Origin of the sequence: Mitsuaria sp. GD03876, assembly GCF_029840635.1 — a bacterium.
Lineage (GTDB): Bacteria > Pseudomonadota > Gammaproteobacteria > Burkholderiales > Burkholderiaceae_C > Roseateles.
In genome coordinates, this window is record NZ_JAOCCU010000029.1 from 1 (window position 1) to 20,858 (window position 20,858).

Below are 20,858 nucleotides of genomic sequence, written 5' to 3' on the forward strand. Positions count from 1 at the left end.
AGTTGGGCGCTTCCTTGGTGATCTGCACGTCGTGGACGTGGCTCTCACGGATGCCGGCCGAGGTGATCTCGACGAACTCGGCCTTGTCGTGCATGTCGGCGATGCTCGCGCAGCCGCAGTAGCCCATCGAGGCGCGCACGCCGCCGGCCATCTGGTGGACGATCGCGACCATCGAGCCCTTGTACGGAACGCGGCCCTCGATGCCCTCGGGCACCAGCTTGTCCGCGTTGGGGTTCGTCGTCTCGTCGTTTTCCTGGAAGTAGCGGTCCGCCGAGCCGGCCTTCATCGCGCCGATCGAGCCCATGCCGCGGTAGCTCTTGTAGCTGCGGCCCTGGTACAGGATGACCTCGCCAGGAGCTTCCTCGGTGCCGGCGAACATGCCGCCCATCATCACCGTGCTCGCGCCGGCGGCGATCGCCTTGGCGATGTCGCCCGAGTAGCGGATGCCGCCGTCCGCGATCAGCGGCACGCCGGTGCCCTTGAGCGCGGTGGCGACGAAGTCGATTGCGGCGATCTGCGGCACGCCGACGCCGGCGACGATGCGGGTGGTGCAGATCGAGCCCGGGCCGATGCCGACCTTGACCGCGTCCGCGCCGGCTTCCACCAGCGCCAGCGCCGCGGCGCCGGTGGCGATGTTGCCGCCGATGACCTCGACCTGCGGGTAGTGCTTCTTGACCCAGCGCACGCGCTCGATCACGCCCTGGCTGTGGCCGTGCGCGGTGTCGACGACGATCGCGTCGACGCCGGCCTTCACCAGCAGCTCGACCCGTTCCTCGGTGCCGTCGCCCACGCCGACCGCGGCGCCGACGCGCAGCTTGCCGTGGTCGTCACGGGCGGCGTTGGGGAAGTTGGTCTGCTTGGTGATGTCCTTGACGGTCATCAGGCCGCGCAGCTCGAACGCGTCGTTGACGACCAGCACGCGCTCCAGCTTGTGGCGGTGCATCAGCGCCTTGCCCTCGTCGAGCGAGGCGCCTTCCCGGACGGTGATCAGGCGCTCGGCCGGGGTCATGATCTCGCTGACCGGGGCGTCCATGCGGGTCTCGAAGCGCAGGTCGCGGCCGGTGACGATGCCCACGACCTTCGCGCCCACCAGGACGGGAAAGCCGGAGATGCCGTGCTGGTCGCTGAGCTGCTTGACCTGGCGGACCGTCGTCTCGGGGGTGATCGTGATCGGGTCGCGGAGCACGCCGGACTCGTAGCGCTTGACCCGCGCGACCTCGGCGGCCTGCTGCTGAGGCGTGAGGTTCTTGTGGACGATGCCGATGCCGCCTTCCTGCGCGATGGCGATCGCCAGGCGGGCTTCGGTCACGGTGTCCATCGCGGCGGACACGAGGGGAAGGTTCAGGCGGATGCCACGCGTGAACTGCGTGGCCAGACTGGTGTCGCGCGGCAACACCTGGGAGAACGCCGGCACCAGCAACACATCGTCGAAGGTGAGGGCCTTTCCGAGTAGGCGCATGAGGGAAGCTCCAGACGCAAAGGCGCATTATAGAGAAGCCGGACGCTACACTCCACGCCCATGAAGATTCACCCCCTCCCGCGACGCCCGCTCGGCGTGATCTGCGCGCTGGCCCTGCTGGCGTTGACCTCGGTCGCGCAGGCCCAATGGAAGTGGAAGGACGCCGACGGCCGCGTCCAGTACAGCGACCGTCCGCCGCCGCCGGGCGTCGCGGACAAGGACATCCTCCAGCGCCCGTCCAACGCGCAGCGCATCGCGACGCAGGCCCAGCCCGCGGCCATCGCCGCGTCCGACGCCGCCTCCGCCGCGTCGGCCCCGGGCCGGCCCGCCAGCGAGGTCTCCTCGCGCGAGAAGGTGGAGCGCGAACGCAAGGCGCAGGAAGACAAGGCGCGCGCCGACGTGATGGCGGAGAACTGCCGCCAGGCACAGACGCAGATGCGCATGCTGGAGTCGGGCGTGCGCATGCGCACCGGCGCGCCGGGCGGCGAGTCGCAGCCGATGACGGACGCGATGCGCGCCGACAAGATGCGCCAGATGCAGACGATGATCTCGACGAACTGCAAGTGAGCGTCGAGGGCGGGCGGCGTCGCGGGATGCGACGCCCCGCCTCAGGCCTTGCGGCCCAGCGGCCGATGCCGCGTGACGATGCGCCGGCCCGTGGCCTGGTAACGCTGGCGGCGCGCTTCCTTCGGATCCACGGTCAAGGGCCGGTAGACCTCGACGCGGTCGCGCTCGCGCAGCGGCGTGTCCAGCGGCTGCATCCGCCCCCAGATCCCCGCCTTCAGCGCCTCGAGCCGGTCCGGCTCGAACCACGTGCTCGCGACGAGCGCGTCGCGCAGGGTGGCGCCGGCGGGCAGCGTCAATTGCCGCTCGCGCAGCTCGCCGGGCGCGGGACTCCAGACGAGCTCGATCGACAGCTCAGCGGGGACCATGGACCTGTTCGGCGCGCTTGACGAAGCTGTCGACGAAGGTGTTGGCGATGCGGTCGAACACGGGGCTGACCACCGCCTCCAGCGCGAAGCTCGAGAAGGCGTAGCGCAGTTCGAATTCGATCTTGCAGGCTTTCGGTTCGCCGCCGGGCGGCGTGCCCGGGCGATTCAGCGGCTGGAAGTGCCACACGCCGTCCAGCATCGAGAACGGGCCGTCGACCAGCTCCATGCGCACGCGCTCGCAGGGCTCGTGCGTGTTGCGGGTGGTGAAGGCGTGGCGCAGGCCGGCGTAGTGCAGCGAGAGCTTGGCGGTCATGCCGTTGTCGTGGCGTTCCAGGACATCCGCGGCGGAACACCAGGGCAGGAACTCCGGGTAGCGCTCGACCTGGGTGACCAGGTCGTACATCTCGCGCGGCGAGTACCAAAGGAGGACTGTCTTCCGGACTTGCTTCATGGCGGTTCTTAGAATGGCGGGATTGTAGGAGAGCGCATGTCGATCGCAGAAAACCGCCGGGCCCGCTTCGAGTACCACATCGAAGAGCAGTACGAGGCCGGCATCGTCCTGGAAGGCTGGGAGGTCAAGGCGATCCGCGCCGGCCAGGTCCAGTTGCCGGACGGATACGTCCTGATCCGCGAGGGCGAGCTGTTCCTGATCGGCTGCCGGATCAACCCGCTGCGCACCGCCTCCACCCACGTGCACCCGCAGGCCGACCGCACGAAGAAGCTGCTGATGAGCCGCGCCGACATCCGCCGGCTGATCGGCAAGGTGGAACAACGCGGCTTCACGTTGATCCCGCTGGACCTGCACTACAAGAACGGCCGGGTGAAGGCGCAGATCGCGCTGGCCAAGGGCAAGGCCCAGCACGACAAGCGCGAGACCGAGAAGAAGCGCGACTGGGAACGCGAGAAGGGCCGCCTGATGCGGCACAAGGTCTCCGGACCGGCGAAGGACTGAGGCTCAGTCCGCCAGCGTGGCCAGCGCGCGCGCCAGGTCGTCGCGCAGGTCCTCGACCTCCTCCAGCCCGATGGCGAAGCGCACCAGCGTGCCGCCCTCCTCCGCCGTCCACGGCAGCCCCAGCGAGCGGCTGCGGCTCATCTCGTGCGGCACCGCCAGGCTCATCGGCCCGGCCCACGAATACCCGATCCCGAAGCACCGCAGCGCGTCGACGAACGCGTCGATGCGCGCCGGGCTGTAGGCGGGCTTGAAGAGCGCCGCGAACAGGCAGGCGGCGCCGTCGGGGCTGACCTCGCGCCAATGGGCGTGGCCCGGCGAATCGGGCAGCGCCGGGTGGAACACCCGCGCCACCTCGGGCCGGGCGGCCATCCAGCGGGCCAGGTCACGCGTCGCGGCGTCCTGCGCGCGATAGCGCAGCGCGATCGTCGGCAGGCCGCGCAGCACGGCCTCCACGTCGTTCTGCCCGAGTCCGTAGCCCAGGTTCTCGTGCATCGCCACGAGTTCCCGGTGCAACGCGATGTCGCGGGTGCAGACGGCACCCATCAGCACGTCGGCACCACCGGAGGGGTACTTGGTCAGCGCCTGCATCGACAGGTCCACGCCGAGTCCCGGCTCACGATCGGGCAGCAGGTCGAACGCGTTGAACGCCAGCCCGGCTCCCCAGGTGTTGTCGAGCGCGACCCGCACGCCGCCATGCATGCGACAGGCCTTCAACAGGCCGACGACATCGGGGAACTCCAGCGTCACCGATCCCGCGGCCTCGATCCACACGAGCTTCGTCCGCTCCGACAGCAGCGCCTGGAAGGCAGGCAGGTCCAGCGGGTCGTAGAAGCGGTGCGCGATGTCGAGCCGGCGCAGCAGGCCGTTGGAGATGTGGCGGTTCTGGCCGTAGGCGTTGTCGGGGAGCAGGACCTCGTCGCCGGGCTTCAGGAACGCGAGGCTGGTCAGCGTGATCGCGGCCAGGCCGCTGGGCGTGAGGACGCAGTGCTCGGCGTGCTCGAGCGTGGCGATGCGCGCGGCCAGCGTGTAGGTCGTCGGCGTGCCGGGCAGGCCGTAGCGATAACTGATGCCGTCGCGGGCCCGAGGCGTGTTCAGCTGCGCCGTGTCCTTGAACAGCATCGTCGACGCCTTGTGCACGGGCACCGGCACGGCGTCCCAGCCCTCGGGCGCGCGGAACGGGTGATGGATCAGTTCGGTGGACGGGCCGCGCTTGCTCACGAAGTCTCCTGGTTCGACGGACGGACAGTGCGCGGCATTGTCCCGCACCGGTCGCATCGAGGAACTCAAGCGCCCACCAGGAGCAACTGACAACCCTCCTCCACGCTAGCCCGCACACATGCTGCCAACCCCCGCTGCCTTGACCCGATCCGACTCCTGGACGGACGTCACCGAGCACCTTCACCTGCTCAAGGACTCCAAGAACCCCCATCCCCTGGGCAATGCGCTCGAGGCCCTGCCCCAGTGGGAGACGTCGCTGCGACGCGCCTGCGAAACGCGCGCCGATCTACTGCTGGCCGAGCGCCCGGAGCCGGCGCTGACGCCGCCGGCGCGGCAGGTGGTGATCGCGCTCTTCGCGCACCTGGCCATCCGGGCCGATCATCTGGCCCTGTCTCGTCATGCCGGAAAGGGCCCCGCCCCCTCCGGCCTGATCGACGTCATGGCGAATGCGAAGTTGTTCCTCGAGGCCAATGACGAGGCGGCGCTCGGCGCGCTGTTGCAGGACCCCGCCTGCCGACGGCACCTGACCGACTGGACCGACCTCCGGGTGAGCGGGCTCATGCCGGGACGCCATCGCGAGGCGGTGGAATCCGCGCGCGACCAGGCCGAAGTCGAGCTGAGCGCGGTGATCAAGCGTCTCACCCGGGGCGCGCCCCGTCCCCTGCCGCCGGCATCGCCCGCCGGCGACGGGCCGGCGGTACTGCCGATCACGACGGCCTGACCCGCCGCGTTGCCGATCAGATGGGCAACGCGATCAGGTCGTGGCCTTCGGCGCCGACGATGCGGGCGCGGGTGAACTCGCCCACGCGCAGCTGCTTGCTGGCCTTCTCGGGCGGCAACAGGCGGACGGTGCCGTCGATCTCGGGCGCGTCCGCGTACGAACGGCCGACGCCGCCCTTGCGGCCGAGCGCCGGCGCCGAATCCACCAGCACCTGCATCGTCGCGCCGATGCGGCGCTGCAGCTTGGCGATCGAGACCTCCTCGGCCACCGCCATGAAGCGCGCGCGGCGCTCCTCGCGGACCTCGTCGGGCAGCGCGCCGTCGAGCGCGTTGGCCGGCGCGCCTTCGATCGGCGAGTAGGCGAAGCAGCCGGCGCGGTCGATCTGCGCTTCGCGCATGAAGTCGAGCAGGTACTGGAACTCGGCCTCGGTCTCGCCGGGGAAGCCCGCGATGAAGGTCGAGCGGATCACCAGTTCCGGGCAGATCTCGCGCCAGCGCAGGATGCGCTCGAGGTTCTTCTCGCCGTTGGCGGGGCGCTTCATGCGCTTCTGCACGTCGGGATGGGCGTGCTGGAACGGCACGTCCAGGTAGGGAAGGATGAGGCCCTCGGCCATCATCGGCAGGATCTCGTCGACGTGGGGATACGGGTAGACGTAGTGCAGGCGCACCCAGGCGCCGTAGGGCTTGGCGATCTCGCCGAGCTGCGCGACCAGGTCGAACATGCGCGTCTTCACCGGCTTGCCGTCCCAGAAGCCGGTGCGGTACTTGATGTCGACGCCGTAGGCGGAGGTGTCCTGGCTGATGACCAGCAGTTCCTTGACGCCGGACTCGAACAGCGCCTTGGCCTCGGACAGCACGTCGCCGATCGGGCGCGAGACCAGGTCGCCGCGCATGCTCGGGATGATGCAGAAGCTGCAGCGGTGGTTGCAGCCTTCGGAGATCTTCAGGTAGGCGTAGTGCTTGGGCGTGAGCTTGATGCCGGCGACGCCGCGGGCCTCGGGCACGAGGTCGATGAACGGGTCGTGCGGCTTGGGGACGTGGGTGTGGACGGCGTCCATCACTTCCTGCGTCGCATGGGGGCCGGTGACGGCCAGGACGCTGGGGTGGATCTCGCGGACCATGTTGTCCGAGGTGGCGCCGGCCTTGGCGCCGAGGCAGCCGGTGACGATGACCTTGCCGTTCTCGGCCAGCGCCTCGCCGATGGTGTCCAGCGACTCCTTGACCGCGTCGTCGATGAAGCCGCAGGTATTGACGATCACCAGGTCCGCGCCGGCGAAGGTCTTGGAGGTCTCGTAGCCCTCGGCGCGCAGCTGGGTGAGGATCAGTTCGGAGTCGGTCAGCGCCTTGGGGCACCCGAGGGATACGAATCCTATACTCGGCGCCCGTTTCGTTGCGGCGGGCGTTTCAATCGTGTTTGTCATGGTGATGTCGATATGACCGGTCTGGTTTTCAGCTACCTGCGCTTCTCAGATCCCAGCCAGGCCGCCGGACACAGCGCGGAGCGGCAGACGGCCTATGCGGCCAGGTGGGCAGAAGAGCACGGCTTGCGCCTGGACGATTCTTTGACGATGCGGGACGAAGGTCTCTCGGCCTATCACCAGCGCCACGTCAAGGCCGGTGCGCTGGGTGTGTTCCTGGCCGCCATCAACGAAGGGAAAGTGCCTGAGGGCTCTGTGCTTGTCGTGGAAGGACTAGACCGTCTATCCCGAGCTGAGCCACTCTTGGCTCAAGCACAGCTGGGCTCGATTGTAAATGCGGGCATCACAGTCGTCACGGCACAAGACGGGAAGGCCTACAGCAGGGACAGCCTCAAGTCGAACCCCATGGACCTCATTTACAGCCTACTGGTGATGATCAGAGCCCATGAGGAAAGCGACACGAAAAGCAAGCGGGTGACAGCTTCGATCGTGCGCCTATGCAGAGGCTGGGTGGACGGAACCTATCGAGGGCGCATAAGGAATGGGAAGGATCCGCAGTGGGTGCGCGAAGCCGACGCGGGCTGGGAGCTGATACCTGATCGGGTTGAGGCCCTCAGAGAGGCGATCCAGATGTACATGGACGGCCTTGGCCCGCGAGACATCATCAGCAGGCTTCGAGAAGCTGGCCGTACGCCACTCGACAACTACCTCGCGGCGACTCACCTGTACAAGCTGCTCAAGAACCCAGCACTCATCGGCACAAAAAGGCTCTCAGTGGGCGGCGAGGACTTTGAGCTGGTCGACTACTACCCGAGAGTGCTCTCGGACGCAGAGTGGTCCGAACTTGCGACGGTGGGTAGTCAGCGAGGACGCCGCGGCGCCAAGAGCGACATTCCTCACGTGATCACCGGCCTCGGCATCACCTACTGCGGATATTGCGGGCGAGCCATGTCGGGACAGCACCTCTTCGGCAAGATCAAGAAGCGAGGGGACAAGCTGAAGGACGGCTACCGAAGGTTGCTTTGCGCTGGCCTCTCGTACGGCAAGGGCGGTCGCTGCGCGTACCCGAAATCACGAAGCGTCGCCCCCGTGGAGAGGGCAATCATGGCGCATTGCTCGGACATCCTAAACCTGCGAGCTCTGTATGGCGGCGACCAATCTGCACCGGTGAGGGCTGAGATCGCGAGGTTGCGAGCCGAGCTGGCAACTGTGGATAGCCAGATCGATCGGCTGATGTCCGCGATGCTGGATTCGGGCTCCGATGACCCACCGGCGGTCTTCACCCGGAAGGCGCGCGACCTCGAGGCCCAGCGCGAAAAAATCCAGGCTGGGCTGCAGGCTGCAGAGCATCGGCTCAGCACCATTGCTCGAAAGGATCTGGCGGGCTCAGACAAGCTCTGGAGAGACCTGGCGCGAGGGGTGCAAGACCTGGAGTACGACGCGCGTCTCAAAGCCCGTCAGCTCGTTGCAGACACGTTCGAACGTATCGTGGTTTACGCCAGCGGCATGCGGCCGGCCGAGACCAGCAATTTCATCGACGTCGTGCTCATCGCCAAAGGGGGCCGATCGCGACTTCTTCGGATTGACACGAAGGGCCAATGGATCGCCGGCGAGGACGTCGAGCTTGCGAACCTACCCTGATGGCGAGCTACACAACCAGGCCCTCAAGCTGCGCTAGGCCAGGAGCACCGCTACGGCTGAGTCCGCAGATCCGGCGTGACCATCTGCACAGGAGACACACACCTGCCTCGATGTGGCAACGTGTCGCACCAATCGTCGAAGCGAAATCGCTTTACACCACTGCCGATACGCTGACAGACCTTCTCCTCCCACGCCGGCAGTGCATAGACGGCAGAGGCGTTCGGCAATGGAAGTCTGGGCGCTCGCCGCGCCTCCTGGTGCGCGTCAGCCGCAGGACCAGCAAAGCCCGAGCGAACAACCGTGCCGACGATTACTGCGGTCCGATGCTTCTCCCCGACGACGTAGAAGCGCTTGTCGTCCGGCGCTTCGAAGGTCACCGCCGAGCAAGTTTTGACATCAAGTTCGACCCACACTTGATTTGCTGGAAGCGGCCCGTCGGCCAGCGCCTGTAGATGTAGCGTCGTCGCTAAAAGTGCCAGCAATGGAGTCCGCTTTCGGTGGCCGGCTGAGACCTTGCGCTGCAGCATTTTCATCGCACTTCTCGAAGTGTTGATAGAGACATCCTACCGGGGCGAATGCTGAACGAGCGCAACGAAGGGTCTGCGGCGATCAGTCCTGCCTTGGGGCCATGGCCGCTGTCGCCGCGAGGCGGCCGGCCAGCAGCTTCAGGCTGAAAGAGGTCTATCTCAGCGCAGCTAGATCTGGCCGAACCAGTCGAAACGGCGACAAGCATTGGCCCTGAGGATCGCCGGCGTCGCAGGCGTACGTGAAACGAAACCTTCTCACTCCTGTGCCAATCTGCCCACAGATCCTGTGGTCCCATCCGGGAAGCGCGTAGGTGACGGATGACCTTCTTGCAGGAAGTACCCCTGATCGACGAGCCTCGTCTTCCGAATCCAGGGCTGGACCATCGAAACCGGAACGCACAACAGTACCCGCGATGACGGCAGTGCGAAAACTGCCACCAGTCAAAGAGCGGTCGCTTCGGGGAGCTTCGAAGGTCATCGGCGAGCAGGTTTTGACGTCAACGTCGACCCACACCCAGTTCGCCGGAGGCGGCGCGTCGGCCTGGGCGCGTGGCGCGATACCAGCAATCAGCCACAACGCGCACAGGATGAGAGCAACGCGGCTTGAGCGCCGATCTTTCCCTCGCCCAGGAGCGCTAAAGGCTGATTGCAGCCGTTCGCTCCAAACCAAAGCAAGTTTGCAGGTCAGTCTTGCGCCTGTCGACATTTAACCTTTTCCGCCAACGCAACCATGGAGGCAGCACTGTTCGTGCCCAGCACGATTTCAGGGACCACCAGCTCATATGAGATTCCGGATATTTGCCAGTATGCATTCCATACTGTAAGCGTAGGTTCCCCCGCGACTACGCTGCGAGACACAGTGGCTCTTCTTCCATGAATGAAAGAATTTAGCGACTCTTCCGGAATGCTTATTGTCGCCTCATCCTTCTGAAACTTCCAGCTCGTCAGCATCAGACGCACACCATCTTTATTCTTAAAGAAATGCGCAACCCTATTTTCCGACTCGAACAGCAATTTGGTAGGAGCCAACGAGGCATCGGCGATTGTGCACACCCTCAACTGTTCATCCCAGTCGCGGGACTTGGCGTTTCGCTCCAAATTCATCGCCACACCGGCATAACTCCTCGGAACTGAAACCTCAAAATAGTCAGAATAGTAAACCACGCCTTGACGAAAAAAATTACTATTCTTCAGTTCGCTTGCCTTGAATATCTTAACCCCATCCCGATTCAGGATTCCGGGGGTAGTGAAAACCTCTTTTACCGCCGGGGGTGGTGCGCTCGACTGGGGCGCAGCACCAACCATCAAGCTGCATTGATAGCATAAGACGGCTGCAATGACGCGCCTAACGCTGCTCAAATCCCCACTCCGTGAGGTTGCAATTGGTAGACTCCGATTTCCCCAACGTGACCGTTTGGTTCCCATTGAAATTGAAGTATGCATGATAGCCTATTACCTTAAACTTCCAGAATCGCAACGGATCCGCCAGAGGAAATTGTTCAATAATTTCAGAGTTTCCAGCTCGCGCACTATATAAAAGTCCACGATTCTGAAAGAAGATTTCAAAGCGGGAATTCTTTGCCACATCGTCAGGGACCTTTTCCGCAGTCCAGCCGCCGCTTGACATGCTCCTTACATATTCAAACCCAATGAATGTATCCCGCGAGTCGAACCTCGCCTCATAAACTTGATTCTCAGCGTACAAATTATATCGCACCTCACCGTAATCGGTGGTTAACGATTCAATAATGAACGCAGATTCCCGTTGGGCTGCCGTGCCATTCCAAAGATAGTTAAATTTTCCAGAAGGCGCAGTGCTGATCACACTAAAAAAGTCCAGCGCGGTTGACTGGAGCGGGCGCGGAATATCCGCAAATCGACATGCGCGACTGAATTTGCTGAGCGCCAAAGCGGATCCCGCCGTACTACCTAACATCAACAAGACGCATACCTTTGACGCGAAGCGACAGACGCTAGTCATTGACATAGATTGTTGGGGCAAACAGGATAAATGAATGTGCTGCGATCTGGGGGATAAGGTGGCCGCCCCTGTGGCGGCATGACCTTTTCCATCGGAGCCTTTATCAGTTGCCCGGGCGCGGCCGGCGGCGTGGAGGCATTTCCAGCTGAGAGTGCAGCCTTCCTCTTCATTTCGATATATGCGGCAATAAAAGTAGGAATTACATCATCCTCCCCGGGATCTTCTTCGCTGGCGGATAGCGCCTTCACTTGAGGCGTCAATAAACTTCCTTTCTTGGCATCTTTACTTTGCGCCGACGCGTCGGCGAAGACAAGCGACAAGCAGATGGCGATTAGGGCACAAACTCGCATAACCTTTAGACGATTGCAATGTCGTAAAGCTTGCACTCACCGAACACCTTTGGATCATCGGTATTCACTCGAACAGCAACGGCACGCCCCATAGCAAAAGCAATAAGGGCAGTGTTGTATGACGCCCGACCTGCACTAGTTGAGAGATCGACCCAGGCGCGAGAACCGCAGCCAGATCCGAAAGCGCCCACGGAAAAGATGGCAACGCCACTCTCAATTCGAGGCCCTTGAATCTGCCCCGTTGCCTGAACAATGGCGGCACTTGCTGCCGTCGGCAGGCTGCTTAAAAGTGCCGAGACAATGCTTGCGAATACGAGAACCTGCTTCATTCTTCCTCCAAAAATTTTGAGTGTGCGCAAGCGTCAGCACGATTTCTGCCCCTCTTAGGTGGGATTGCTTGACTCGAACATCCGACGTTCGGGTACGACGTCGACGCGGCTCACCGACGACAACGCTATGTCAGGCGCCAAAGGTCGCAAGTTGCGCGGGTATGACGACGGCCAAATCAGACGCCATCGGCCGGCGCGGTCGACCATCTCGAACTCGAGGCGAAGAACTCGGATGCAGCCAGCCCTTCGCAAGGTGACGCGGATGTAGACCTCATGTCGGTCTTCGGTGACATGCGGTACAGGTTGCACGTCGGCCGGGCCTTCGCCGGCGGATCTGCAGCGCAGTCGCCTTCGCTGTCGTCCTCGAGCGCCATGGCCGCGATCGCGTCGATCGCAGCACTCCTGGCCTGCTCGGGCAGCTCGTACTCGCCGGCGAGCGGCACCCGCGTGACCTGGTCAGCGTCGTCGCCGACACCCATTACCAGCACCGGCACGAATTTGCCCTCCTCGGTCTCGTCGACGTCGACGTCAGCCCAAAAATTCTCTGCGTCCATGAGGCGACTGTAGGTGCCGCCGGCGCCATCCGGAAGGCGCATCCCTAAAATTGGAACGGCCTCGGGAACTCCCTAATCTTCCTAACCAGTTCCCATAGAGCGACAAATTTCCATTACAGATCATGGGCTTAGCGAAACCCATCCACCCTAATCTTTTTCTAACCTTGACCTAACCAGATTAGGAAGATCGACCTTAACTTCCCTCGAAAAAATAGTCCTTTCGAATCAACGGTTTACGGAAATGTTAGGTTTCTGGTTAGGTCTGATTAGGTTCACGCCCTAATCAGAAAAACATTGCAGCGACAACGACTTAGCCCACCTTTTCAGGGGCGGTTAGGAAGATTAGGGAGTTCCCGAGCAGCTTCCAGGAAATGCCTCGTCGCATGCTGAGCTGGGGCCGATTGCCCGGCCCCCCACCAACGGCGGGAGCGGTCGACATCGCACGCAAACTCCGGCAGATCCCGTCACGCGGGCACACCGCATTTGGACCGCGCTAGGCAGCACCGCGCCTGGCGCCAGGCCCTTTCGGCATTGCCGTCGAAAGCGCCCCATTTAGCGCGCGGGCGGGGCGGGGTCCCGAGCGCGCGCCGGCGGGTTGGGTCGGCTGCGACAGCCCTCGGCCACTAACCCACGCCTCGGAGCCCCCACTCCAGGCGCCCGGATCGGCCCGGTAGGCGACGAACGCGGCCTCGCCTGGGTCCGGGCCGGCCTTGCCGCCTCCGAGCGCCTGCGCCCTCATGGCGCTACTGCGCACGCAACGGCGTTGAACAGGCGCAGCTGCACCATGCGGGTCCCTCGCTGAGTCTCCCTCCTCGCTACAAACTGCTCGCGCCACCGATTGCGAGTGGTTGCCATAAGTTGCTAAGCGGTTGCGTTGCAGTTGCCAAGGGGTTGCATCGAAGTTGCCGGACGATTGCATCGAGTTGCGCGGGCGGAAGCAATCGAAGCACTGCTACGGGCCCGGCTCTTGTGAACAGCAACGCCGAGGCGTCAAATCGTCGCGTCCAACGGCAGACTCGTGACATGACCCGACCCTCCATCGGCACCCCACCAGACCTCGACGACGAGACGGCTGGCCTATTGCGCCCCTACTTGCGTCTCGCCAAGGCACTCGGTGAGGAGTACATGCAAAAAGCCGAGCGATGGCATTTCCTCGTGAGTGATCACGGCTTCGCATCAGTGCCAGGTCCGCCAACTACCCGCGAAGAGTTCGAAGTCTTCTACGCGAAGTGCCACGACGGGTGGAAGCTGGCCCAGCGCGAAATTGCAGACTTCCTGATCGAGTCTCTACCGCAACTCACTGCTGCCAAGGCGGAGGAGAAGCGACTCCACGCCGCAAAGGACGTAACCGGGCGAAAGCTCGCCAAGGAAAATCGAAGGCGGATTGAAGCGGAGATCGCCGTAGCCAGGCGGATGCTTGATGCCGCGCTATGGACGATGGTGAGCTGTGAGCATTCCACGCTTCGCCGACTCTTGGTGGCTGACGGTCGACACAGCCTCACCGTCGCCAACATTCAGGAAGCGATGCGCGCAGCAGAGGAGTTCAACAAGGAGCCGATGACTATCGCTCTTTGCTGCGACATGCTTTCTCTAGTCCACATCGGGGATCTAGTGCTGTTTGACGCGAGGACCGGGACCCTATCCTTCGTTGAGCTCAAGGCGGGCGACAAGAACGTCGCGCTGGCCAAGGCTGCGGACTTCGCGGTCAAGTCTCAATGCGCGGCGTTCGAATCGTTCGCAACAGGTTCCTTGAGCCCGAAGGATCTGAAGCATTTCGCACGCGCGAAGCGGCAGGCCGAACGCAACAACGCAGCGATATCGATCATCAAGAACGAAGGCGGAGACGACCCCTTCACCGGAGGACGCGTGCAGATCCAGCGGGTGGCACCACCCAAGACTTGGGGAGACCGAATCGCAGCATGCGCAGCCTCGCTCACAGCGGAGCGCCAGTGGGCTATCGATGTAGTCGAAGACTGCGTCTATATCGGCGTCTACACGGACCCAAAGATGGCCTTCGCAGGCTTCCAAAGCTGGATGAAGATTCAGGCGTGCACCGCCCCCGTTGTGAACTTTCTTGATTCATTCCGCCAGCCCGCTGTCCGACCGCTAGGCGCTGCGAACATGACCTACGAGCTGCGCTTGAAGGCCCTGCGAGGCGACATTCTGGTGATCTTGTGTCTGGACATTCACCGGCTCATAGAGCGCGGCAACAAGCTCCTGCCAGGTTTCATGCGCTTGGGATCAAGGTCCGAAGGTGCCAAGGCCCAGTCCCCACGAATACAGGACTTCACCTTGGATGGATGCCCCGTCATCTGCAACGTCGGTGGGCAAGAGGTAATTCTTGGCGCAGGCACGCGAGATCGAATCCTCTTTGACTTTCACAGCCCAACTCAGCTGCTGCAGAACTACCTCGACTATCCGCCCGTGCCCTCCACTGAAGGCTAAAAGCAGCGGCGTTACTCCCCGAGAGCTTCGCCGATCTCGTATGGCACGAAGTCGATGATCTGTTCGCCCACCCAATCGTTCAGAGCTCGGAAGCGCGCCTGCAGCGGCTCGATCTCGTTGCGCGCGAAGACCTTCGCGGCCGGCAGCACGGCGCCGAATCCCCCGGTGTTGCCCGGCACGATGCCGAGCAACTGGGGCGGGATGCGATGAGCTGCTAGTACGTCGTCGCGACTCACGTTCTTGATGTTGAAGAACTCGTCCTTTGCGGCGACCTCGCTGACGGGGATGAGCTGCACGCCGTCCTTCTTCCCGTTGGGAGAGTAGAGGAACAGGTTGCGAAAGTTGCCCGGCCCCTTGCTGTCCTTCAGCGCCTGGCGGATCGCATCGATGTCCTCTTGCTGCTGCGCGGGGTCGCTGATGTACATGATGAAGCCGGCGTGCGAGCCGTTGTTGTAGTACCGGCGCCGGAACAGCGTCGCCGACTCGTTCAGCCAGGCGGCCTGCAGCGAGCTTAGGTACTCGGGCAGCCCGTACACCTCTTGGTTGATGTCGGCCTCGCGCATGTGGAACACGGAACCCCTCGGAAACTCGTGCTCGTCGCCCCATCGACGCACGAAGTGGTAGGTCTCCAGGTCCTCACCGCGGCGCACGTACTTCGCGAGCGCATGACGCAGCTCAAGCCCACGCCCCGTGAGCGATCTCGGCCGCTCCAAATAAGCGTTGCCAAAGATCAGGAAGTCCAGCACCAGCGCACCGAAGGTCTCGGCGCTGAGCAGCTTGTGCGGTTTGAACGTCGACACCAGGACGTTGCGCTTGAAGTAGATGCTGCTGCTGTGGTGCGTGCTGGCCCGGAAGCTCTTCGCGAGCCCTTCCCAGCTCACCGGCGGCTCGTACCACTTCCCCACGAGGCCGCACTCCAGATAATCGAGCAGATCCCGGTGATCCATCACCGGTACCGGATCGCCAAAGGTGAACGCCTCGACGCGAGGCTCACGACGGCCCTGGGGTGCGGTCGCTTCAATCGTTTCCATCACGAGATCTCCATGATGCTGCGGCTCTGCAGCGTGAAGCCCTCCAGGGGCTCGTTGTCCAATGCATGCATGCAGGCCCAGGCCAGGTCTGCATGCCCTGTCTCTTCGCTGCGGCCCGCGTCATAGGTGACGCTGCGCCCGCTCGCCGTCAGGGTCCGGCGGATAGCAAGGAACGCGTGCGCCAGGTCGATCCAGCCCGCGTCGAACTCCAACCGGCCCTTGGCGATCACGCTCTTGGCCTTGAGCACCAGGCGCGTCTTCGTCTCCAGCGAGTAGTTGATCGCCTTCACCGCTGGGAAGAACTTCTGCACGATTTGATAGACGCCCTGCCCCAGGCCCGTCGTATCGATCCCGATGTGCTGCACGTTGAAGCGCTCGGTGATCTTGCGGATCGACTCGGCCTGCGCCTCGAAGTCCATGCCCTTGAACTGGTGGCGCTCGAGGACGCGGAACTTCCCACCAGGTGTGGCCGGCGGGGCAACGACGACGCACCCGGCGGTGTCGCCGGTGTGCGACGGGTCGTAGCCTACCCACACAGGCCGGTGGCCGAAGGGCCGCAGCGAGAAGGGCTTGACGTCGTCCCAGGCCTCCCAGCTGTCGACCATGCAGCGCTGCAACTCCGACAGCGGGAACACCGAATAGGTGTCGTCGATGAACCCGCACATCAGCAGGTTCTCGAACTCCTCGGGCGTGTACTCGAGGCGCAACTCATCAATGTCGAACAGGTCGCAGCCGCTGTTGGCGGCATCGATGATGTTGACGATGTTGCGCCAGACCTTGTCCTCGCCCGTGAAGCCACCGCCGCCCAGCCGGTCGTGGCTGAGGTCGAACGGCAAGCGCTCGTTCTTCGCGCGGCGCTTGTTGAACTTGTCTCCGCTCCAGTACTGGTAGGCCTCGTGCTGGATGGAACTGGGCGTGCTGAAGTAGGTCTTGCGGAACTGCTTGTGCATCGCCATGCCCGAGGCGACCTTGTTCAGCTCCTCGAAGCGGTGGGTCCAGAAGAACTCGTCGAAGTAGAAGTTGCCGTGGTAGCCCTGGGCGGTGCGCGCGTTGGTGCCTAGGAAGTAAATGTGGGCGCCGTTGGACAGCACGATCGGATCGCCGGCCAGCTCGACACCGCAAGACTCCGCAGCGAACTGCAGGATGTACTGCTTGAAGATGTGCGCCTGCGCCTTGCTCGCCGACAGGAAGAGCTGATTGCGCCCCGTCTCGATCGCGTCCATCAGCGCCTCGCGGGCGAAGTACCAGGTCGCGCCGATCTGCCGCGATTTCAGGATCTTGCGCGTGCGCTGGTGTCCATTGCGCAGCCACACCTTCTGATAGCCGAAGAGCGAGTCCTTGAAGGCCGACTGCAGCTTCTCGATCGCCTCCTCGCTGAAGTGGTTGCGCTCGGGCTTCTTCTTCGGCCCCTCGTTGCGGCGCTCGATGTTGGGGTTGAGGTCCGATTCCTTGCCGGTCTTCTCATACTTGCGCACTCGCGCCAGGCGCTCGACCTGACGGCCCAACAGGTCGATCTCCTTGAAGTCGCCGCCGGTCTTCTGGTCCTTGGCGATGAGCTGCACCAGGCGCGTCTCCAGCGCACCTTCGACGCGCTCGATGGGCTGCGCCTTGTCCCAGGCCTCGGCGTCCTTCCAGCCCTGCACGGTCGAGCGCGGCTCCTCGATCCACTCGGCGATCGAGGACACGCGCCACCCCTGCCAGTAGAGGTGGCGCGCGGTGCGGCGCTTGTCTGCGTTGACGCCCTCGGCCGGCTTCTCACGTGAAGGCGGCAGGGCTTCGGCGGCTTGCGAAGTCATGAGCGCGAGGGTATGAGCGCGCGCGTGCATACGCGATGGATAGGGGCCCGCGCGCGGAGTTACCGGTCGCCGAGAAACCCGGAACGCGTTGATAGCAGGGCGCCCACCGAAGACGATGACGACACCAGCAACCTGCCCTGTTCGTCATGTCCATCAAGTCCCGCAAGTTCCGCGTCGCCACCGAAGGCGCCACGACCGACGGTCGCACCATCCAGCGCGAGTGGCTCGTGCAGGCGGCCAAGAACTACAACCCCAAGACCTACGGCGCGCGCGTCAACCTGGAGCACCTGCGCAGCGTCTATCCCGACAGCGCGTTCCGCGCATACGGCGACATCGTGTCGCTGGAGACCAAGGAAGAAGACGGCAAGCTGCGCCTGTACGCCGAGATCAAGCCACTGCCCGAACTCGTCGCCCTGACCAAGGCCGGCCAGAAGCTGTTCACCAGCATCGAGATCAATCCGAAGTTCGCCGACACGGGCGAGGCCTACGTGGTCGGCGTCGCGGTCACGGACAACCCGGCAAGCCTGGGCACCGACATGCTGAGCTTCGCGCAGCAGAACCCCAAGGCGAGCCCGTTCGCGGCCCGCAAGTCCTCGCCGGACGCGTTGTTCACCGAGGCCGTGGAGACCGAGCTGGCCTTCGAGGACGAACCCGACAGCGAAGAGAGCAGGAAGTTCAGCGAGCGGCTGCGCGGGCTGGTGAAGTCGTTCACCAGCAAGGGCAAGAGTGATGACGCGCGCTTCGGCGAGCTGGTCGAGGCGCTCGAACAAATCACCGAGCACCTCTCCGACCAGGCCGAGGCCTCGGCGGCGCACCAGCGCCGCGCCGACGCCGCCGAGAAAGCCTTCAGCTCGTTGAAGACCGAGTTCGACCAGGTCAAGGCGACCGTCGCGAAATTCGACACCACGCCTGCCCCGGGCTTCTCGCAGCGCCCGCCGGCCACGGGCAGCAATCCCAACGCTGGCGCGCAGACCGACTGCTGATCAGCCACTCCCTTCACGCATCGCACCTAGGACCCTCATGCGCAACGAAACCCGCGTCGTCTTCAACTCGTACATGTCCCGCGTCGCCGCGCTTAGCTCGGTCGCCAACGCGGCGCACACCTTCGCCGTGGCCCCTTCTGTCCAGCAGACGCTCGAAAAGAAAATCCAGGAAACCAGCGACTTCCTCAAGCGCATCAACATCATCGGCGTGGCCGAGATGCAGGGCGAGAAGCTGGGCCTGGGCATTTCGGGTCCGGCGGCCAGCCGCACCAACACCGCCCAGAAGGATCGCCAGACGCGCGATCTGACCGGCATCGACGCGACGACCTACAAGTGCGAGAAGACGAACTTCGACACGCACATCGGCTATGCGAAGTTGGACGCCTGGGCGAAGTTCGCTGAGTTCCAGAACATGATCCGCGACCTGATCGTGCAGCGCCAGGCCCTGGACCGCATCATGATCGGCTTCAACGGCACCTCCGTGGCCGCCGAGACTGACGTCGTCGCCAATCCGCTGCTGCAGGACGTGAACATCGGATGGCTGCAGCAGATGCGCGAGAACGCGCCGGCGCGTGTCATGGGCAAGGCCAATGCCCCGATCAAGATCGGCGACGCGCAGGATGCCGACTACAAGAACCTCGACGCCGCCGTCTACGACGCGCGCCAACTGCTGGATCCGTGGTTCCAGGAAGACCCGGGCCTGGTCGCCATCCTGGGCCGCGACCTGATGCACGACAAGCTGTTCCCGATCGTGAACAGCGACAAGGCGCCGACCGAGATCCTCGCCGCCGACGTCGTGCTGTCGCAAAAGCGCGTGGGCGGCCTGCCGGCGGCCACGGTGCCCTTCTTCCCACCCAATGCGATCCTGATCACGCGCTTCGACAACCTGTCGATCTACTGGCAGGAGAGCGCGCGCCGCCGTCGCGTCGAGGACAACCCCAAGCGCGACCGCATCGAGAACTACGAATCCTCGAACGACGCCTTCGTGGTGGAGGACTACGGGCGCGCCGCGCTGGTGGAGCACATCGAGATCGCCGAGGCCGCCTGATCATGCGCATGAGCCCTGCCCGCGCCCACCGCGCCCGCGTGCTCGCCGCCGAGGCCTGCGCCTCGGCTTCCGCTGGCGGCGAGCTGGTCGGCAGCGCCTACGAGCTGATGCGGGCCCAGCTCGTGGAGCATCTGCGCCATCTCAAGACGATCCAGTCCGTGGAACGCAAGATCGAGGCCAAGCGCAACTTCCTGCCGATCTACAAGGACTGGGTCGAGGCGGCCGTCGAAACGGGCCGCGGCGCGCAGGACCGGGTGCTCATGACTGTGCTGGTCTGGTTAATCGACGTCGGCGACTTCCAGGCCGCGCTCTACGTCGCGTCCTACGCCATCGAGCACGACCTGCAGATGCCCGACCAGTACGAGCGAAACCTCGCGACGGTGCTGCTCGACGAGATCGGCGGTGCTGCCCTGGCCGGGAAGTTGACGTTGGGCGAGTCCGTGCCGGTGTTGGACCGAGTCCTTGAGCTCACCCAGGACGCCGACACACCGGACCAGGCTCGCGCCAAGGTCCACAAGGCCTTGGGGTACGCCTACATGGGCCGTACGGGCGCCAGCGAGGTGGACGTCGGCACCGTGCCGGCGGACGCCGCCAAGCTCGCCCTGCAGCACTGCCGCCGCGCCCTGGAGCTGTTCGACCAGGTCGGCGTGAAAAAAGACATTGAGCGCCTGGAGCGCCGGCTGAAGTCCGCCGGCGAGTTGAGCGTCTGACCGCTTCCGGACCCCGGAACCCCGGCGGCTCGGGCTGATCGCGAAGGGCCTCGGCCTCGAAGCGTGACGCCCGACCACCGCCGACCTACACCATGAGCTTCCTCGGAACCCCTCCCTCTCCCTCCGCCGCCGACGAGCAGCCGTTGAAGAACGACGGCTGGTTCCCCGACGTCGACCTGGCGCATCTGCGGGCCGCCTGTCGCCTCGACGGTACGGTGACCTCCCAACGGTTGCGCGAGGTCACGCTCGAGGCCGTGGCGAGCGTCAACGTCGAGCTGCAGGGTTACAAGGAAGCTCAGACCTCCGCCGGCCACGCCCGCCTAGCCGACGTCCCTGCGATCAAGCTCGACGACGAGAGCGTGCAGCTGCAGCGCTACCGCCGCGCCGTCTACGCCAGCGTCCAGGCCGACCTGATCGAGCTGTATCGGGACTTCGACACCACGGGCGCCGGCGACAAGGCCGCCGAGAAGCTGGAACTGCGCGTGGACGGCCTGCGCCGCGACCGGCGCTGGGCAATCTCCGCCCTCTACGGGCGCCGCCAGACGACGGTGGAGCTGATCTGATGCGCGTGCGCACCCTGCAAGGCGACACGGTCGACGCGCTGTGCTGGCGCCACCTGGGCCGCACGGAAGGCGTCGTTGCCCAGACCCTGCTTCTCAACCCCGGCTTGGCCGACCACGGCCCTGTGCTTCCGGTCGGCCTGGCCGTCGACCTCCCCATCCCGCAACCTAGCACCCGCCCCATGGTGCAGCTCTGGACCTGAC

General features: G+C 64.2%; 23 protein-coding genes. 10 read left to right on the plus strand and 13 right to left on the minus strand.

Annotated features, from left to right (window positions below; translation table 11 throughout):
* A partial coding sequence (gene guaB, locus N5D62_RS18010) for an IMP dehydrogenase (protein WP_279759251.1) occupies positions 1 to 1,459 on the minus strand: 1,459 nt, incomplete at its 3' end.
* Between the two features lie 60 nt (positions 1,460 to 1,519).
* On the opposite strand from guaB, the gene N5D62_RS18015 reads away from it, so the two are divergent.
* Positions 1,520 to 2,026: a DUF4124 domain-containing protein gene (locus N5D62_RS18015; RefSeq protein WP_279759252.1), complete on the plus strand. Its 507-nt coding sequence runs from the start codon at positions 1,520 to 1,522 to the stop codon at positions 2,024 to 2,026.
* A gap of 41 nt (positions 2,027 to 2,067) precedes the next feature.
* Here N5D62_RS18015 and N5D62_RS18020 read toward each other — a convergent pair whose 3' ends face one another.
* Complete coding sequence (locus N5D62_RS18020; RefSeq protein ID WP_279759253.1) at positions 2,068 to 2,391, minus strand: RnfH family protein; 324 nt, start codon at positions 2,389 to 2,391, stop codon at positions 2,068 to 2,070.
* A complete protein-coding gene (locus N5D62_RS18025; RefSeq protein ID WP_279759254.1) occupies positions 2,378 to 2,842 on the minus strand; it encodes a type II toxin-antitoxin system RatA family toxin in 465 nt (154 codons plus the stop codon). The genes N5D62_RS18020 and N5D62_RS18025 overlap by 14 nt, the downstream gene beginning before the upstream one ends.
* Before the next feature lie 36 nt (positions 2,843 to 2,878).
* Here N5D62_RS18025 and smpB point away from each other — a divergent pair, with 36 nt between their 5' ends.
* Entirely contained in the window at positions 2,879 to 3,343 is a 465-nt protein-coding gene (gene smpB / locus N5D62_RS18030; protein WP_091732110.1) for an SsrA-binding protein SmpB, read from the plus strand.
* Between the two features lie 3 nt (positions 3,344 to 3,346).
* On the opposite strand, the gene N5D62_RS18035 is transcribed toward smpB, so the two are convergent.
* A complete protein-coding gene (locus N5D62_RS18035) occupies positions 3,347 to 4,561 on the minus strand; it encodes a PLP-dependent transferase (protein ID WP_279759256.1) in 1,215 nt (404 codons plus the stop codon).
* 118 nt (positions 4,562 to 4,679) lie between these two features.
* Between N5D62_RS18035 and N5D62_RS18040 the strand changes: the two genes are divergently transcribed.
* The gene (locus N5D62_RS18040) at positions 4,680 to 5,282 is read left to right on the plus strand and encodes a hypothetical protein (RefSeq protein WP_279759257.1); all 603 of its coding nucleotides are present in this window, start codon (positions 4,680 to 4,682) and stop codon (positions 5,280 to 5,282) included.
* A gap of 16 nt (positions 5,283 to 5,298) precedes the next feature.
* On the opposite strand, the gene rimO is transcribed toward N5D62_RS18040, so the two are convergent.
* The gene (gene rimO, locus N5D62_RS18045) at positions 5,299 to 6,702 is read right to left on the minus strand and encodes a 30S ribosomal protein S12 methylthiotransferase RimO (RefSeq protein ID WP_279759258.1); all 1,404 of its coding nucleotides are present in this window, start codon (positions 6,700 to 6,702) and stop codon (positions 5,299 to 5,301) included.
* Between the two features lie 12 nt (positions 6,703 to 6,714).
* Between rimO and N5D62_RS18050 the strand changes: the two genes are divergently transcribed.
* On the plus strand, positions 6,715 to 8,340 hold the full coding sequence (locus N5D62_RS18050) for a recombinase family protein (RefSeq protein WP_279759259.1): 1,626 nt from the start codon (positions 6,715 to 6,717) through the stop codon (positions 8,338 to 8,340).
* 50 nt (positions 8,341 to 8,390) lie between these two features.
* Here N5D62_RS18050 and N5D62_RS18055 read toward each other — a convergent pair whose 3' ends face one another.
* The 6 genes from N5D62_RS18055 to N5D62_RS18080 form a co-directional block, all read right to left on the minus strand.
* Positions 8,391 to 8,873, minus strand: coding sequence for a hypothetical protein (locus tag N5D62_RS18055; RefSeq protein ID WP_279759260.1), 483 nt, complete (start codon positions 8,871 to 8,873; stop codon positions 8,391 to 8,393).
* A 678-nt stretch (positions 8,874 to 9,551) separates the two neighbouring features.
* Positions 9,552 to 10,172: a hypothetical protein gene (locus N5D62_RS18060; protein ID WP_279759261.1), complete on the minus strand. Its 621-nt coding sequence runs from the start codon at positions 10,170 to 10,172 to the stop codon at positions 9,552 to 9,554.
* Positions 10,173 to 10,212: 40 nt separating this feature from the next.
* Positions 10,213 to 10,776 (minus strand): hypothetical protein, encoded by a 564-nt coding sequence (locus N5D62_RS18065; protein ID WP_279759262.1) that lies wholly within the window; start codon positions 10,774 to 10,776, stop codon positions 10,213 to 10,215.
* A 68-nt stretch (positions 10,777 to 10,844) separates the two neighbouring features.
* The gene (locus N5D62_RS18070) at positions 10,845 to 11,168 is read right to left on the minus strand and encodes a hypothetical protein (RefSeq protein ID WP_279759263.1); all 324 of its coding nucleotides are present in this window, start codon (positions 11,166 to 11,168) and stop codon (positions 10,845 to 10,847) included.
* 35 nt (positions 11,169 to 11,203) lie between these two features.
* Positions 11,204 to 11,527, minus strand: a complete 324-nt coding sequence (locus N5D62_RS18075; protein WP_279759264.1) for a hypothetical protein — start codon at positions 11,525 to 11,527, stop codon at positions 11,204 to 11,206.
* 176 nt (positions 11,528 to 11,703) lie between these two features.
* Positions 11,704 to 12,123: a hypothetical protein gene (locus tag N5D62_RS18080; protein ID WP_279759265.1), complete on the minus strand. Its 420-nt coding sequence runs from the start codon at positions 12,121 to 12,123 to the stop codon at positions 11,704 to 11,706.
* Between the two features lie 981 nt (positions 12,124 to 13,104).
* Between N5D62_RS18080 and N5D62_RS18085 the strand changes: the two genes are divergently transcribed.
* Positions 13,105 to 14,526: a hypothetical protein gene (locus N5D62_RS18085; RefSeq protein ID WP_279759266.1), complete on the plus strand. Its 1,422-nt coding sequence runs from the start codon at positions 13,105 to 13,107 to the stop codon at positions 14,524 to 14,526.
* 11 nt (positions 14,527 to 14,537) lie between these two features.
* Here N5D62_RS18085 and N5D62_RS18090 read toward each other — a convergent pair whose 3' ends face one another.
* On the minus strand, positions 14,538 to 15,557 hold the full coding sequence (locus tag N5D62_RS18090) for a phage portal protein (protein WP_279759267.1): 1,020 nt from the start codon (positions 15,555 to 15,557) through the stop codon (positions 14,538 to 14,540).
* The gene (locus N5D62_RS18095; protein WP_279759268.1) at positions 15,557 to 17,353 is read right to left on the minus strand and encodes a terminase ATPase subunit family protein; all 1,797 of its coding nucleotides are present in this window, start codon (positions 17,351 to 17,353) and stop codon (positions 15,557 to 15,559) included. Before N5D62_RS18095 ends, N5D62_RS18090 begins: the two co-directional genes overlap by 1 nt.
* A 146-nt stretch (positions 17,354 to 17,499) precedes the next feature.
* On the opposite strand from N5D62_RS18095, the gene N5D62_RS18100 reads away from it, so the two are divergent.
* The 5 genes from N5D62_RS18100 to N5D62_RS18120 all read left to right on the plus strand — a co-directional run bounded on the left by N5D62_RS18100 (position 17,500) and on the right by N5D62_RS18120 (position 20,857).
* Positions 17,500 to 18,336 (plus strand): GPO family capsid scaffolding protein, encoded by an 837-nt coding sequence (locus tag N5D62_RS18100; protein WP_279759269.1) that lies wholly within the window; start codon positions 17,500 to 17,502, stop codon positions 18,334 to 18,336.
* A gap of 37 nt (positions 18,337 to 18,373) precedes the next feature.
* Positions 18,374 to 19,384: a phage major capsid protein, P2 family gene (locus tag N5D62_RS18105; protein WP_279759270.1), complete on the plus strand. Its 1,011-nt coding sequence runs from the start codon at positions 18,374 to 18,376 to the stop codon at positions 19,382 to 19,384.
* An 8-nt stretch (positions 19,385 to 19,392) separates the two neighbouring features.
* Positions 19,393 to 20,094, plus strand: a complete 702-nt coding sequence (gene gpM / locus N5D62_RS18110) for a phage terminase small subunit (RefSeq protein ID WP_347881823.1) — start codon at positions 19,393 to 19,395, stop codon at positions 20,092 to 20,094.
* 92 nt (positions 20,095 to 20,186) lie between these two features.
* Positions 20,187 to 20,657 carry a head completion/stabilization protein gene (locus N5D62_RS18115; RefSeq protein WP_279759271.1) on the plus strand — a complete coding sequence of 157 codons (471 nt, stop codon included), beginning with the start codon at positions 20,187 to 20,189 and terminating at the stop codon, positions 20,655 to 20,657.
* A complete protein-coding gene (locus tag N5D62_RS18120; RefSeq protein WP_279759272.1) occupies positions 20,657 to 20,857 on the plus strand; it encodes a tail protein X in 201 nt (66 codons plus the stop codon). The genes N5D62_RS18115 and N5D62_RS18120 overlap by 1 nt, the downstream gene beginning before the upstream one ends.
* Position 20,858: the final 1 nt, after the last annotated feature.

Coding starts and splice junctions, on each gene's coding strand:
- N5D62_RS18015 (WP_279759252.1), top strand. CDS start 1,520: ATGAAGATTCACCCCCTCCCGCGACGCCCGCTCGGCGTGATCTGCGCG.
- N5D62_RS18020 (WP_279759253.1), bottom strand. CDS start 2,391: ATGGTCCCCGCTGAGCTGTCGATCGAGCTCGTCTGGAGTCCCGCGCCC.
- N5D62_RS18025 (WP_279759254.1), bottom strand. CDS start 2,842: ATGAAGCAAGTCCGGAAGACAGTCCTCCTTTGGTACTCGCCGCGCGAG.
- smpB (WP_091732110.1), top strand. CDS start 2,879: ATGTCGATCGCAGAAAACCGCCGGGCCCGCTTCGAGTACCACATCGAA.
- N5D62_RS18040 (WP_279759257.1), top strand. CDS start 4,680: ATGCTGCCAACCCCCGCTGCCTTGACCCGATCCGACTCCTGGACGGAC.
- rimO (WP_279759258.1), bottom strand. CDS start 6,702: ATGACAAACACGATTGAAACGCCCGCCGCAACGAAACGGGCGCCGAGT.
- N5D62_RS18050 (WP_279759259.1), top strand. CDS start 6,715: ATGACCGGTCTGGTTTTCAGCTACCTGCGCTTCTCAGATCCCAGCCAG.
- N5D62_RS18055 (WP_279759260.1), bottom strand. CDS start 8,873: ATGAAAATGCTGCAGCGCAAGGTCTCAGCCGGCCACCGAAAGCGGACT.
- N5D62_RS18060 (WP_279759261.1), bottom strand. CDS start 10,172: ATGGTTGGTGCTGCGCCCCAGTCGAGCGCACCACCCCCGGCGGTAAAA.
- N5D62_RS18075 (WP_279759264.1), bottom strand. CDS start 11,527: ATGAAGCAGGTTCTCGTATTCGCAAGCATTGTCTCGGCACTTTTAAGC.
- N5D62_RS18080 (WP_279759265.1), bottom strand. CDS start 12,123: ATGCGCCTTCCGGATGGCGCCGGCGGCACCTACAGTCGCCTCATGGAC.
- N5D62_RS18085 (WP_279759266.1), top strand. CDS start 13,105: ATGACCCGACCCTCCATCGGCACCCCACCAGACCTCGACGACGAGACG.
- N5D62_RS18090 (WP_279759267.1), bottom strand. CDS start 15,557: ATGGAAACGATTGAAGCGACCGCACCCCAGGGCCGTCGTGAGCCTCGC.
- N5D62_RS18095 (WP_279759268.1), bottom strand. CDS start 17,353: ATGACTTCGCAAGCCGCCGAAGCCCTGCCGCCTTCACGTGAGAAGCCG.
- N5D62_RS18100 (WP_279759269.1), top strand. CDS start 17,500: ATGTCCATCAAGTCCCGCAAGTTCCGCGTCGCCACCGAAGGCGCCACG.
- N5D62_RS18105 (WP_279759270.1), top strand. CDS start 18,374: ATGCGCAACGAAACCCGCGTCGTCTTCAACTCGTACATGTCCCGCGTC.
- gpM (WP_347881823.1), top strand. CDS start 19,393: ATGAGCCCTGCCCGCGCCCACCGCGCCCGCGTGCTCGCCGCCGAGGCC.
- N5D62_RS18115 (WP_279759271.1), top strand. CDS start 20,187: ATGAGCTTCCTCGGAACCCCTCCCTCTCCCTCCGCCGCCGACGAGCAG.
- N5D62_RS18120 (WP_279759272.1), top strand. CDS start 20,657: ATGCGCGTGCGCACCCTGCAAGGCGACACGGTCGACGCGCTGTGCTGG.